Raw genomic sequence first — 13,326 nt, forward strand, 5'->3', positions numbered from 1 at the left:
GGAGAAAAATTGGGGGAAAGTATTAAGCGGTATCTCAAGTTTGTGAAGCCATATAATTGGATGATTCTTTTGACGGTTCTAATTGGTGTTGTCAAATTTGCCATCCCATTATTCATTCCGTATCTTATTAAAATTGTAATCGACGATATTATATTGGAGGAAATGCTGACCGATGCTGAAAAGACGAGGCAGCTATTCATATGGCTTGGTGGAACGGCGTTATTGTTTTTCATCATTAGGCCTCCAGTAGAGTATTATCGACAATATTATGCACAGTATGTCAGCAATAAAATCCTGTATGATATCCGAGAAAACCTGTATGACCACATTCAAAAATTGGGTCTTCGTTTTTACTCCAACACTCGGGCAGGTGAAGTCATTTCCCGTATTATCAATGACGTTGAGCAAACTAAAAACTTCGTAATGATTGGGTTAATGAACGTCTGGTTAGACTTTGCGACAATCATTATCGCAGTAATCATCATGCTGTCGATGGATATTCCACTAACAATCGTAACGTTATTAGCATTTCCGTTTTATGCATATAGTGTAAAGCATTTCTTCGGCAAACTAAGGACGCTCACAAGGAAAAGATCCCAAGCGCTTGCGGATGTGCAAAGTTATTTGCATGAGAGAGTATCGGGAATTAGCGTCATTAAAAGCTTCGCGTTAGAAGAGAAAGAACAGCAACGTTTTGATGAAACGAATGGCAATTTCCTTGATAAGGCATTGGATCATACAAGATGGAATGCGAAAGCGTTCGCTGTCGTCAACACGATTACTGATGTTGCTCCTTTATTGGTCATTACATATGCAGGGTATCAAGTGATTAACGGCGATTTATCGGTCGGTATAATGGTTGCTTTCATCGCTTACATCGATCGACTGTATAATCCTCTTAGACGATTGGTGAATGCATCTACATCTTTAACTCAATCATTCGCTTCAATGGATCGGGTCTTTGAACTGATGGAAGAGCCTTATGATATCAAGGATAAAGACGGTGCAAAAGCTCTACCGCGAATCAATGGGGAAATCCAATTTGAGGATGTCAGTTTTACGTATAGTGAAGAAGACGATCCGGTGCTAAGGGGCGTCAACTTTACTGTCAAACCAGGTGAGACTGTAGCGCTTGTTGGAATGAGTGGCGGCGGCAAGTCCACCATTGTCAGTTTAATACCACGGTTTTATGATGTCACTTCGGGTTCCATTCGAATTGACGGTAAGGACCTCCGTGATGTCCAATTAAAAACTTTACGCGATCAGATCGGGATTGTTCTACAAGATAGTATTCTTTTCAGTGATTCTGTGAAGAGTAATATTTTGATGGGGAATCCGGACGCTACTGATGAGGAAGTGATTGCTGCGGCTAAAGCGGCAAATGCACATCATTTCATCGAATCATTGCCTGAAGGGTATGATACAACAGTCGGCGAAAGAGGGGTAAAACTTTCTGGCGGACAGAAGCAACGGATTGCTATTGCGAGGGTATTTCTAAAAAATCCTCCATTGCTAATTCTTGACGAAGCAACTTCAGCTTTGGATTTGGAAAGTGAAGCACTCATTCAAGAATCACTTGAACGACTGGCAAGTGATCGGACGACATTGATCGTTGCCCACAGATTGTCAACAATCACACATGCAGATAAGATTTTTGTGATTGACCATGGTGAATTGAAAGAAGTGGGGAACCACGCTGAGCTAATGGAGAAAAAAGGCATCTACTACAACCTGTTTCAAGTTCAATCAATATAATGGATCTACAAAGCTACCGATTAACTTCGGTGGCTTTTTTTGTTTTTAAAATCCTTGGAGGATGGTTTAATGGGCATTTTTTTGCTTGCGGTTCAATAGACTATCTAATGATAGAAAGTATTAAAGCGAAAAGGTGATCTGATGAATAATCGCAACCGAATCCTTGAAGTGAATGGCTTACAGACTACCTTTTTCACCGATACCGGAGAGATTCCTGCTGTCGACCACATTGATTTTCATCTACACGATGGCGAAATTTTAGGCATCGTCGGGGAATCGGGATGTGGAAAAAGTGTAACCTCGCTTTCTGTTATGGGCCTCATCCCCAATCCGCCTGGAAAAATTGTCGGTGGTGAAATCCTATACGGGTCATTGGATTTAACGAAGTTATCGGAAAAAGAAATGAGGAAAATTCGTGGCAATGAAATAGCGATGATCTTTCAGGAGCCGATGACATCCCTGAATCCTTTATTCACAATCGGTAATCAGATGGTCGAAGCGATATTGATCCACGAAAAAGGTTGGTCGAAGAAAAAGGCGGAAGAACGAGCGATTGAGATACTAAAACTTGTTGGCTTGCCACGGGCAGATGGACTGATGAAAGAGTATCCCCATCAGTTATCTGGTGGTATGCGGCAAAGGGTGATGATCGCGATGGCACTCGTTTGCAATCCGAAAATATTAATCGCGGACGAACCGACAACCGCACTTGACGTAACAATTCAGGCGCAAATATTGAAACTGATGAAAGAATTGAATGTTCGTTTAGGGACTGCCATTTTGTTAATAACCCATGATCTTGGCGTTGTAGCTGAAACTTGCGAGAGGGTCATCGTCATGTACGCGGGACAAATAATCGAAGAGGCTCCGACTAAACTCATTTTTGAGAATCCACAACATCCTTATACGAAAGGGCTAATTCAGTCTGTACCGGATATGCGATTTAAAAAAGACAGGCTACATTCCATTCCAGGAAATGTGCCGAAACCGGGCTCCATCAAAAGCGGTTGCAGGTTTGCGGCACGTTGTGAATTTGCCTTCGACCGATGCTTTAGCGAAAACCCTGAACTATACAGCATTGCAGATGTTCATCAAACCCGATGTTTCTTATACGACGATGAAAGGGTGACAGAGGATGAGCACAAAGCCATTATTGAAAGTTGAAAATCTGAAGAAATACTTCCCGATTAAAAAAGGGCTATTCGCAAGAACCACTAACTTCGTTAAAGCCGTCGATGACCTGTCTTTTCATGTGAATGAAGGGGAGACGCTTGGCATTGTTGGTGAAAGCGGTTGTGGGAAATCGACAACAGGACGTTTACTTATGCGTTTGTTGGAGCCGACTGAAGGAATTGTTGAATTTGACGGGAGAAAATTGACTGCTTTATCAAAAGAAGAGATGAGGATAGCCCGTCGTGATATACAGATGGTTTTTCAAGACCCATATGCTTCACTGAATCCACGGCATACGATAGGAAAAATACTGGAGGAACCATTGTTAGTACATGGGGTAAAGGACGCAAAAGAACGAAAAATGAAAGTGAAAGAATTACTTGAAGTTGTCGGGTTGAATGAATATCATGCAAAGCGCTATCCCCACCAATTCAGCGGCGGGCAAAGACAACGTATCGGGATTGCCCGTGCGTTGATGACCAATCCGAAATTGATCATAGCGGATGAGCCAGTTTCGGCGTTAGACGTTTCCATTCAAGCGCAAGTGCTGAATCTCATGCAAGACTTGCAAAAAGAGTTCAACCTTACCTATATTTTTATCGCACATGACCTCGGGGTCGTACGGCATATTAGTGACCGCGTCGCCGTAATGTATTTAGGAAAGATCGTTGAACTTGCGGGAAGTGAACAACTTTACGAAAGGCCATTGCATCCTTATACACAAGCGTTACTTTCGGCGGTTCCCGTACCGGATCCGGATTTCCAGAAAGAACAAATCATCATAGAAGGCGACATCCCAAATCCAGCCGACCCGCCCACTGGATGTACATTCCATACACGCTGCCCATTCAAAATGGATATTTGTACAAAAGCTGCACCACAGTTCAATGAACAATCTTTAGGTCATTCTGTCGCCTGCCATCTTTACGATAGCAAGGTTGACAATGATATAAAACAAATGGAGGGGTCTCTATGAGTAGAAAGAGAATGTGGCCGGTTGCGCTCATATTACTGTTGGTCCTGTCAACTGCACTTGCCGCCTGTGGAAAGGGAAGTTCGAGCAGCAAGGAGGATACATTAGTCTTCGGTCGTGGGAATGATTCCACTTCACTGGATCCGTCACGGGTGACTGAAGGCGAGACATTCAAAGTTACAGTAAATCTATATGAGACATTATTGAACTTTGGAGAGCAGGACACAACCATTCAACCTGGACTTGCTAAGGAATGGAATACGGATGACGGCTTGACGTACACATTCCAATTGGAAGAAGGCGTCAAGTTCCATGATGGAACTGATTTCAATGCGGAAGCGGTCGTTGCAAACTTCGAGCGTTGGGCGAATGGGGATGCAGATAAATTCCCATATTATAGCTCGATGTTTGGTGGATTCAAAGGCGATGAAGGTCATGTAATTGAATCCGTAACGGCGGATGGTGAGTACACGGTTATTATCAAATTGAAACGCCCACAAGCGCCTTTCTTGAAAAACATCGCGATGAGCATGTTCGCGATTGCAAGCCCTACTGCATTTGCAAAGGGTGACGACGAATTTGCAAGAAACCCGGTCGGTACAGGTCCTTTTGAATTCGTGGAGTGGAAACCGAATGAGTCTATTACAATTAAAAAATTCGACGGGTATTGGCAGAAAGGCTTGCCGAAGTTGAATAAAATCGTATTTAGATCGATTCCAGATAACTCCGCGAGACTGAATGCATTGCTTGCTGGGGAAATTGACCTCGCTGATGGGATTAACCCTTCAGATGCAGGAAAAATCGAAGGGGACGACAAGCTGCAACTGATTAAACGTCCATCCATGAACATCGGTTATCTTGGTTTAACAGTAACGCGCCCACCTTTTGATAAAAAAGAAGTTCGTCAGGCGCTGAACCATGCAATTGATAAAGAAACGATTATTAACTCGTTCTTCGAGGGGCAAGCGAATGCTGCCAAGAACCCGATGCCGCCTTCTATCTCAGGTTATAACGACGACATCGAGCCATATGAATACAATCCTGAAAAAGCGAAGGAGCTACTTGCGAAAGCAGGATATCCGAACGGATTCGAAATGGAACTGTGGGCAATGCCTGTCCCGCGTCCATATATGCCGGACGGAGCGAAGGTTGCTGAGGTCATCCAAAGCAATTTAGCGGATATCGGCATAAAAGCTAAAATCGTATCGTATGAGTGGGGAACTTATTTAGATAAGGCAAGCAAAGGGGAAGCGGACGCTTTCATGTTAGGTTGGACTGGAGACAATGGAGATGCCGATAACTTCCTATACGTCCTATTGGATGAAGACAATATCGGAAGCAACAACTACACATACTTCAAAAATGCCAAAATGCATGATTTGTTCATCGAGGCACAAACAGAGGTAGACGAGGATAAGCGGATTGAGCTTTATAAGAAAGCACAAGAGATTATTCACGAAGAAGCACCATGGGTTCCACTTGCCCACTCGACACCATTATTGGCTGCTAAAAAGGAATTGACGGGCTTCTTACCGCATCCAACTGGTTCGGATTTATTATCAAAAGTCGAATTTAAGTAATGAATTCACTTTCCACATCTGAATGAGTCAAAAAGGGGGAGATCGATAGGTTTCCTCCTTCTTAAGATAATGGGACGACGAAAGATACTTTGTGCTTATGAGGTGAAGGTGATGCTCAGCTACGTTGGAAGAAGATTATTGCAGCTTGTCCCCGTGTTACTTGGTATGGTGTTCATTGTTTTCATGATGATTCGGGCGATACCTGGAAATCCAGCCCAGCTCATTTTAGGTCAGCAAGCGACTGTTGAAGCTATGGCCGCTATGAATGCAAAATTGGGGTTGGATCAACCATGGTATACGCAATTTTTTAAGTACCTGGGTGGTATTTTGAGGGGCGACCTTGGGGAATCCATGCGGACACGCCTTCCGGTAGCGGATGAAATATGGCCACATTTGGCAGCAACAATAGAACTCGCACTGTTTGCAATTATCATAGCGATCATCATTGGCATTAATGCTGGCATCATTTCGGCTTGGTTCCAAAATTCATGGTTTGACTACATAGCGATGATTTTGGCGCTTATCGGAGTGTCGATGCCGATTTTTTGGTTAGGGTTATTAGGCCAATGGGTGTTTGCGCTTGAATTTTCCTGGCTACCGACGACTGGTAGGGAACAGGTGAGGGATCCAGTGCACGCAATTACGAATCTCTATATTATAGATACGATCATACAAGGAAGATTCGATCAGCTGTGGCAAGTTATGAGGCATCTTATCTTGCCAGGAATTGCATTAGCGACAATACCAATGGCAATCATTGCAAGGATGACTCGTTCAAGTATGCTTGAAGTGATGCGTTCGGATTATATTCGGACAGCGAGGGCGAAAGGGCAAAAGATGTTTTGGGTCGTTTATAAACATGCTTTCAAAAACGCTGTCATTCCGGTTTTGACGGTTATCGGACTTCAGATGGGCATGTTGCTTGGCGGTGCCATTTTGACTGAGACGATTTTTGCTTGGCCGGGCATTGGAAGGTATATTTACGACGCCATTAATTTCAGGGATTACCCGGTAATTCAGTCGAGCGTTCTAGTAATCGCCTTTATATTTGTCATGATTAACTTGGTCGTCGATTTGCTATACGGCCTGATCGATTCAAGGATTAAATATGACTAAGAGAGGGGGATTGCGGGATGTCTGAGATAACACCTAAATTAGATGGAATCATTAAAGAGAAAGAAAAGACGAGTGGCCCGTGGCGGGAGGCATGGAAAAGCTTCAGAAAGAGTAAGTCGGCTGTCGCTGGTATGATCATTATCATATTCTTCATACTGTTAGCTCTGTTTGGTCCCTTTATCGCAAAAGAAGGCATAAACGAACAGTTTGCACCGGACAGATTCCAGCCGCCGTCTTCAGAATACTGGCTCGGTACTGATGACTTCGGTAGAGATATCTTGTCCCGCATCATCCATGGTTCAAGGATATCGCTTTCGGTTGGATTTTTATCGGTTATTGCATCGGTTATCGTCGGTAGCTTTTTGGGGATTGTAGCAGGGTATTATGGTAGATGGACAGATACGATCATATCACGGGTTTTTGATATTATGCTTGCCTTCCCTTCAATCCTGTTAGCCATTGCAATTGTTTCGGTATTAGGACCTGGACTTGAAAATGCATTGATCGCCATTGCTGTCATTAACGTTCCGAATTTCGGCAGGTTGATACGATCGAAAGTTCTTAGTATCAAAGAGGACGAGTATATTATGGCCGCGAAGGCGATTGGGATGAAAGATGCCCGTATTTTATATTCGCATATCCTCCCTAATTCGATGGCTCCAGTCATTGTTCAAGGAACACTTGCAGTGGCGACAGCTATCCTTGAAGCAGCGGCATTAGGCTTTTTAGGCTTAGGCGCACAAGCTCCCCAGCCGGAATGGGGGAAGATGTTAGCGGATTCAAAAGCATATTTACAATCTGCACCATGGACAATGATTTTCCCGGGGCTATCCATCATGTTGACTGTCTTAGGTTTTAACCTAATGGGGGACGGCTTGCGTGATGCGCTTGATCCGAAAATGAAAAGTTGAAAAAAACCTCCTTGGGCCAATTTGACCCAAGGAGGTTTAAAATATTTCTTCACGAAGTTCAGTACTTAGTTCATGTCCGTGCCTGCGTTGATTGGAGACGATTAAGCGGTCGAGATGCTCAAGCTGCTCTTCATAATTCAACAATGCGGACAGCACATGAAGAAGGTGATATGCGGAAAATTCCTCTTCCTCCTTTGTAATGGCAATTTCTTTTGCAAAAATGTCCATCACTTCTTGGCGCTGTATATATTCCTCGTTTAAGCTCTCCGTCAATTTCCCGGATTTTAACTTGCCTACAAATTTCAAATGGATCTGCTCATGATGCGTTAGTAAAGAATCAAGTCGTTCTTGTATCATCATCCGGAAATGTTCCGGAAGGTTAAGCAATTCATTTTCAAATTTATGAAGTCGGGAAAGTACTTCGTAACTGCTCTGTGAAGCGGCGATCATTTGTCTATAAATGACAAGTTTTCGGGCTTTCACCATCGTATTTCTCTTGAAATAGCTTCGTTCCTCTTTGAATAATGTATAAAGCTGATTTACATTTGTAAGGCGCTCTTTCAACTTATCCAAAGATTTCTTCGTAGCAACATGCTCAGAAGCCTGCCTTCCCGCGAGACGGATCCATCGGATGATTTCATCTTGTGCTTGATGAATCGCCTGGAATAATTTCGTTTCGTATTTGGGGGGCATGAAGAGCAAGTTTACGATGAATGCAGATAAGACTCCAATAACGATTGTTACAAATCGAAGAGCTGCAAAAGAGAGGAAAGAATCTCCTTTGATCTCCATAATTGCAATCATTGTAACAAGCGCAAGCGAAACCGATTTTTCGAGCCCTAATTTCAACATCACCAATATGATGATGACAGCAGCAAACCCGACAGTCACAATTTGATGTCCAAACACTAATACAAAAATGACAGCGGTAATTGCTCCGATTAGATTACCTTGTATTTGCTCTACTATCGTCAAATATGACCGATAAATGGTAGGCTGAATCGCAAAGATGGCAGCGATTCCAGCGAAAACCGGATTCGGCAAACTGAGTACATCTGCGATAAACAATGCAAAAACGATTGCAATACCCGTTTTAAAAATGCGGGCACCAAGTTTCATGGGATTATCCTTTCTTATAGAAAAATAATATGTTACTCATTTCCGCGACTTTACCGTAACTCTTCAAATTGGTCAACTGTTTAATAGACGTGATAGCTCTTCAAAAGATTCATCAACCGCATCTAATGTATGATTCACGTCATCCTCATTATGCGCTATTGTAAGGAACCAAGCTTCATATTTTGAAGGGGCAAGATTTATGCCTCTATCCAACATCAATTTGAAAAACTTGCCGAAGATTTCTCCATCTGTCTGTTCAGCTTGTTCATAGTTCTCGACTTTCACATCTGTGAAGAATAATGTTAATGCGCCACCAAGGCGGTTAATCGTCAAAGTGATACCGTGGTTTTCTGCTGATTGGAGAATACCTTCCTCGAGTAATCCGCCTAAACGGTCCATCTCTTCATAAATGTTAGGTTGCTGCAATACTTCCAAGCAAGCAATACCTGCAAGCATGGAAGCAGGGTTTCCGGCCATTGTTCCAGCTTGATATGCAGGCCCAAGTGGCGCGACTGTTTCCATAATCTCTTTTCTTCCGCCGTAAGCGCCGATTGGCAATCCACCACCAATGATTTTACCGAACGCAGTTAAATCGGGAGTTGTGCCTAACAGTGTTTGAGCAGCACCATAATGGAAGCGGAAAGCTGTAATCACTTCATCATAAATGACGAGTGCACCTTTTTCTTTAGCGATTTCATGGACCAATTCGATGAATCCCTCATTTGGTTCGACGATGCCGAAATTACCGACGATCGGCTCTACTAAGATACATGCCAATTGGTCTCCCCATTTGTCCATTGCTTGTTTATAACCTTCCGGGTCGTTGAATGGGATTGTGATCACTTCTTGTGCGATGGATGCCGGAACACCTGCTGAATCGGGAGTTCCAAGAGTGGCTGGCCCAGACCCTGCTGCTACTAAAACGAGATCCGAATGCCCATGATAGCAACCAGCGAATTTCATCACTTTCGTTCTGTTAGTATACGCTCTCGCAACACGGATTGTCGTCATCACCGCTTCTGTTCCTGAGTTGACGAAGCGTACTTTATCCATTGAAGGGATAGCTTCTTTAAGCATTTTCGCGAATTTCACTTCATGTGGTGTCGGTGTTCCGTATAGAACCCCTGTAGTCGCCGCCTTCGTAATGGCTTCTGCAATATGTGGATGGGCGTGTCCCGTAATGATTGGTCCATATGCGCCTAAGTAATCGATGTACTTATTGCCATCGACATCCCAGAAATAGGCACCTTGTGCACGCTCCATAACTGTAGGTGCTCCACCGCCGACTGCTTTATAACTACGGGAAGGGCTGTTTACCCCTCCTACGATATGTTCGCAAGCTTCTTGATAGATTTGTTCCGACTTCGTTCTGATCATTTACAATTCCTCCGTTCAAATCACGTACAATCCCTATTTTATACAAAACATTGCCGATACGCCAAAGAAATTGAAACCGGGCCGGTAGTTCGGTACGATGTAGTAAAGTTATTGGGAGGGATTGTACATGGAAAAGTTAGAAGGGTTGCAAGCACCGCAATTCACATTATCAAATGAAAAAGGTGAAAAAGTTTCCCTAAGTGATTTCGAGGGGAAGAAATATGTCATTCTATATTTCTATCCGAAGGACGCGACACCAGGATGTACAACGCAAGCATGTGATTTTAGGGATGCGTATGAAGACTTCAGCAATTTAAATGCAGTCATATTGGGAGTAAGTCCTGACAATGAAGCATCACATCAACGGTTCATCGAAAAACAAGGGCTACCGTTTTCCCTATTAGTCGATGAAAAGCATGAAGTGGCCGAAAAGTATGGTGTTTGGAAATTGAAGAAGATGTTCGGCAAAGAATACATGGGAATTGAACGTTCAACTTTCCTGATCGATCCAACAGGTACGGTTGTAAAAGAGTGGCGGAAAGTGAAAGTGGCGGGCCATATTGAAGAAGCACTTGCAACTCTAAAACAGTTGACGAAAGCATAAGGGAAATGGCGGTGGGATTGATGAATGTCTTATTCACTTTTAAAATTAAAGATGAACAACTTGAAAGGTTGAAGTCTAAATTCCCAGAAGTTCAATTTGCATATAATAAAGAGATTGAGGAGTCACCAATTGATAAGTTCGAAGTAATCGTTACATACGGGGGGGATATCAATACAGCTGTGCTTGAAAAGGCAACATCCCTTAAATGGTTAATGGTAGCCTCAGCTGGAGTGGAAAAGATGCCTCTAACTGAAATTGCCGAGAGAGGAATTGTCATGAGTAACGTTCGCGGGATTCATAAAACCCCAATGGCGGAATCAGTAATCGGCCATATTTTATCACTAACTCGCGCTTTGCCTTCATTAATTGAACAGCAAAAGCGGAAAGAGTGGAATACAAGAGTCAGGCAGACGGAGTTGCGGGGATCGACAGCAATCATTCTTGGTCCGGGTGCAATCGGTTCGGAAATCGGGCGATTGCTCCAAGCATTCGGTGTACGGACAATCGGTTGCAACCGTTCTGGTAGCCCGGCGGAAAGCATGGATGAGACAATTCAATTCGATAATCTGATAGACAGATTACCGGAGGCCGATTATGTGATTTCCATTTTACCAAGTACAGCGGAAACAAAGGACCTGTTAGATGAAAGGCATTTCAAGGCTATGAAACCGACAGCCACTTTCATGAACTTTGGACGAGGGGATTTGGTGAAGGAGTCGATCATAATTGACGCGTTGCAAAATGGCGAGATTGGACATGCCGTTTTAGACGTCTTTGATGTAGAGCCTCTGCCAGCCGATAGCGAGCTTTGGAATTTATCGAACGTGTCGATATCTCCGCATGTATCCAGCCATTCCGGGAAGTATATAGAAAGAGCTTTGGAATTTTTTATAGAAAACCTAAAGAAGTGGCAAACGGGTAATAGAGAGTTAACAAACTTAGTCGACCCGAAAAAAGGTTATTAATGAGAAATTGACTACTTTAGTTGAAAGTGCACATTGTATTTATTGACAAAACAGCATCTTCTTCAGTAAACTAATTATAATGATTATAAAGAAGTAATCTTTATGGATTGGAGTGTTGGCGATGTCTGATGTATGTTTGAAAGACGCGCTTGTCACATTGAAGGAAAGTGGTGTTCGGATTACACCACAAAGGCATGCTATTTTAGAATTTCTTATTTCTTCTGAGACGCATCCTACAGCAGATGAAATATATAAAGCACTTGAAGCTGATTTTCCGAATATGAGTGTCGCGACTGTTTATAATAATCTACGGGTATTCCGGAATGCAGGGCTTGTGAAGGAACTTACTTACGGTGACTCATCGAGTCGTTTCGATTTTGTAACGCATGACCATTACCATATCATTTGTGACGTCTGCGGCAGGATCGTCGATTTTCATCATCCTGGCTTGGAGGAAGTTGAACACCTTGCTTCCCACGTTACAGGATTCAAAGTCAATTCCCATCGACTCGAAGTATATGGTACATGTCCTGAATGTGCGTCCTAACTGTACAGAGGATAAAAAAATAGAAAAACCGGTTCCGATATTGCCAAGGAACCGGTTTTTCTTATTTGTTTGCTGTTTTCTTATTTTTAGTTGGGCGATTATAAGATTCATCAAATTCCTTACCTTCAAGTGATGGATCCAACGTTAACGGCTCTCTACAATGTCCACACATGTCAACTCGACCAAGCATCTTAGTTGCTTTCCCGCAGCTTGGACAAATAATTTGTACGGCCCTTGTTGATAAAGTACCGATCCAAGCGTAAACAACCGTACTGCCGATAATGGAAAGAAGTCCAAGAACCATAAATATCAGCATGATGATTTCATTTTGTCTAAAGAAGATTCCGAGATACATTATGATAACCCCGAGGAAAATAAGGGATAACGCAAATGAACGGATTCGGTTTATTTTATTCTTATAAGGTTTCAATCATAATCCTCCTTAATAATAGATATTTGAAACTGAAACATATAAAGTAAGAAACGCAAAACGTTCCTCAATCAATATAGCATAAAATCCATATACATCATATTTTGTTGAAGGATTTTGGTGAAGTACTGTCGAAGAAATAGGTGTGGAGGTGTCAATATGGAACAAGTTCTTAGACCAATTTATCAGGAACGCGCAAGCTCACCCGAAACTTTAGGTGTTATTCTTGTTGAAAAAAGAGGCACGGGGGATCCGATAACAGACACATTTGATGAAATCATGTTAATCATAACTTCGAATGAAGAAACTCCTATATATACTAAACACTATACGGATGGAAGCGGAAAAGCGGCAATGCACGTGATCAGTGAAAAACAACTGAGGAAATGGCTTCTATTAGGTACAAGACGAAAAGTCGTCGACTGGCTTTTCTACGGCAAAATCTTCTTCGACCGCAATGAGTTTGTCGAAGGATTGAAGAAAGAGTTAAGGGAGTATCCGTTCTATGGACGGAAATTGAAAATGGGGATTGAGCTCTCCCGCTTAGTGAGAGTGTACATGGAAGGGAAAATGTTTTTCGAGCAACTGAATTATATGGATGCCTATCATCATGCAATCCAATCTCTTCATCATCTTGCGAGATTGACTGTTATTGAAAAGGGATATGCACCTGAGGTCACCGTATGGACTCAAGTTAAAAAAATCGATCCTGCGATTTATAAACTATATGAGGAACTAATTATGAGCGAGGAACCGATCGAGAAAAGATTGGAACT

The 13,326-nt window shown here is 42.7% G+C and carries 13 protein-coding genes (1 of these 13 only partly in view); 10 read left to right on the top strand and 3 right to left on the bottom strand.

Annotation, left to right across the window (positions count from 1 at the left end; genetic code table 11):
• The first annotated feature begins 60 nt into the window (after nucleotides 1–60).
• From NSQ43_RS06350 to nikC, 6 genes are all read left to right on the top strand, one after another.
• Nucleotides 61–1,755 carry an ABC transporter ATP-binding protein gene (locus NSQ43_RS06350; protein WP_339254821.1) on the top strand — a complete coding sequence of 565 codons (1,695 nt, stop codon included), beginning with the start codon at nucleotides 61–63 and terminating at the stop codon, nucleotides 1,753–1,755.
• A 141-nt stretch (nucleotides 1,756–1,896) separates the two neighbouring features.
• Entirely contained in the window at nucleotides 1,897–2,919 is a 1,023-nt protein-coding gene (locus NSQ43_RS06355) for an ABC transporter ATP-binding protein (protein ID WP_339254036.1), read from the top strand.
• The gene (locus NSQ43_RS06360) at nucleotides 2,891–3,904 is read left to right on the top strand and encodes a dipeptide ABC transporter ATP-binding protein (RefSeq protein ID WP_339254038.1); all 1,014 of its coding nucleotides are present in this window, start codon (nucleotides 2,891–2,893) and stop codon (nucleotides 3,902–3,904) included. Before NSQ43_RS06355 ends, NSQ43_RS06360 begins: the two co-directional genes overlap by 29 nt.
• Entirely contained in the window at nucleotides 3,901–5,481 is a 1,581-nt protein-coding gene (locus NSQ43_RS06365; RefSeq protein ID WP_339254040.1) for an ABC transporter substrate-binding protein, read from the top strand. The genes NSQ43_RS06360 and NSQ43_RS06365 overlap by 4 nt, the downstream gene beginning before the upstream one ends.
• Nucleotides 5,482–5,592: 111 nt before the next feature.
• Nucleotides 5,593–6,597: an ABC transporter permease gene (locus NSQ43_RS06370; RefSeq protein WP_339254042.1), complete on the top strand. Its 1,005-nt coding sequence runs from the start codon at nucleotides 5,593–5,595 to the stop codon at nucleotides 6,595–6,597.
• 17 nt (nucleotides 6,598–6,614) lie between these two features.
• The gene (nikC, locus tag NSQ43_RS06375; protein WP_339254044.1) at nucleotides 6,615–7,508 is read left to right on the top strand and encodes a nickel transporter permease; all 894 of its coding nucleotides are present in this window, start codon (nucleotides 6,615–6,617) and stop codon (nucleotides 7,506–7,508) included.
• 36 nt (nucleotides 7,509–7,544) lie between these two features.
• Here nikC and NSQ43_RS06380 read toward each other — a convergent pair whose 3' ends face one another.
• A complete protein-coding gene (locus NSQ43_RS06380) occupies nucleotides 7,545–8,627 on the bottom strand; it encodes an aromatic acid exporter family protein (RefSeq protein WP_339254045.1) in 1,083 nt (360 codons plus the stop codon).
• Nucleotides 8,628–8,699: 72 nt separating this feature from the next.
• Complete coding sequence (locus NSQ43_RS06385; RefSeq protein ID WP_339254047.1) at nucleotides 8,700–10,004, bottom strand: glutamate-1-semialdehyde 2,1-aminomutase; 1,305 nt, start codon at nucleotides 10,002–10,004, stop codon at nucleotides 8,700–8,702.
• Nucleotides 10,005–10,131: 127 nt separating this feature from the next.
• Here NSQ43_RS06385 and bcp point away from each other — a divergent pair, with 127 nt between their 5' ends.
• The 3 genes from bcp (at nucleotide 10,132) to perR (ending at nucleotide 12,120) form a co-directional block, all read left to right on the top strand.
• On the top strand, nucleotides 10,132–10,608 hold the full coding sequence (gene bcp / locus NSQ43_RS06390; RefSeq protein ID WP_339254049.1) for a thioredoxin-dependent thiol peroxidase: 477 nt from the start codon (nucleotides 10,132–10,134) through the stop codon (nucleotides 10,606–10,608).
• Between the two features lie 20 nt (nucleotides 10,609–10,628).
• Nucleotides 10,629–11,573 (top strand): D-2-hydroxyacid dehydrogenase, encoded by a 945-nt coding sequence (locus NSQ43_RS06395; RefSeq protein WP_339254051.1) that lies wholly within the window; start codon nucleotides 10,629–10,631, stop codon nucleotides 11,571–11,573.
• A 121-nt stretch (nucleotides 11,574–11,694) separates the two neighbouring features.
• Nucleotides 11,695–12,120: a peroxide-responsive transcriptional repressor PerR gene (gene perR, locus NSQ43_RS06400; RefSeq protein WP_339254053.1), complete on the top strand. Its 426-nt coding sequence runs from the start codon at nucleotides 11,695–11,697 to the stop codon at nucleotides 12,118–12,120.
• Nucleotides 12,121–12,181: 61 nt separating this feature from the next.
• Here perR and NSQ43_RS06405 read toward each other — a convergent pair whose 3' ends face one another.
• Entirely contained in the window at nucleotides 12,182–12,550 is a 369-nt protein-coding gene (locus tag NSQ43_RS06405) for a YgzB family protein (RefSeq protein ID WP_339254055.1), read from the bottom strand.
• 159 nt (nucleotides 12,551–12,709) lie between these two features.
• Here NSQ43_RS06405 and NSQ43_RS06410 point away from each other — a divergent pair, with 159 nt between their 5' ends.
• A protein-coding gene (locus NSQ43_RS06410; RefSeq protein WP_339254057.1) for a nucleotidyltransferase-like protein crosses the window boundary here: on the top strand, nucleotides 12,710–13,326 show its 5' portion. 250 nt of this gene lie beyond the right edge of the window; 617 of the gene's 867 nt are visible here — the first part of the coding sequence; it begins with the start codon at nucleotides 12,710–12,712; the stop codon falls past the right edge of the window.

The sequence above is a fragment of the Sporosarcina sp. FSL W8-0480 genome (genome assembly GCF_037963765.1).
In the GTDB taxonomy this organism is placed as follows: Bacteria; Bacillota; Bacilli; order Bacillales_A; family Planococcaceae; genus Sporosarcina.

Coding starts and splice junctions, on each gene's coding strand:
- NSQ43_RS06395 (WP_339254051.1), top strand. CDS start 10,629: ATGAATGTCTTATTCACTTTTAAAATTAAAGATGAACAACTTGAAAGG.
- nikC (WP_339254044.1), top strand. CDS start 6,615: ATGTCTGAGATAACACCTAAATTAGATGGAATCATTAAAGAGAAAGAA.
- NSQ43_RS06355 (WP_339254036.1), top strand. CDS start 1,897: ATGAATAATCGCAACCGAATCCTTGAAGTGAATGGCTTACAGACTACC.
- NSQ43_RS06365 (WP_339254040.1), top strand. CDS start 3,901: ATGAGTAGAAAGAGAATGTGGCCGGTTGCGCTCATATTACTGTTGGTC.
- NSQ43_RS06380 (WP_339254045.1), bottom strand. CDS start 8,627: ATGAAACTTGGTGCCCGCATTTTTAAAACGGGTATTGCAATCGTTTTT.
- NSQ43_RS06350 (WP_339254821.1), top strand. CDS start 61: ATGATTCTTTTGACGGTTCTAATTGGTGTTGTCAAATTTGCCATCCCA.
- perR (WP_339254053.1), top strand. CDS start 11,695: ATGTCTGATGTATGTTTGAAAGACGCGCTTGTCACATTGAAGGAAAGT.
- NSQ43_RS06370 (WP_339254042.1), top strand. CDS start 5,593: ATGCTCAGCTACGTTGGAAGAAGATTATTGCAGCTTGTCCCCGTGTTA.
- NSQ43_RS06360 (WP_339254038.1), top strand. CDS start 2,891: ATGAGCACAAAGCCATTATTGAAAGTTGAAAATCTGAAGAAATACTTC.
- bcp (WP_339254049.1), top strand. CDS start 10,132: ATGGAAAAGTTAGAAGGGTTGCAAGCACCGCAATTCACATTATCAAAT.
- NSQ43_RS06385 (WP_339254047.1), bottom strand. CDS start 10,004: ATGATCAGAACGAAGTCGGAACAAATCTATCAAGAAGCTTGCGAACAT.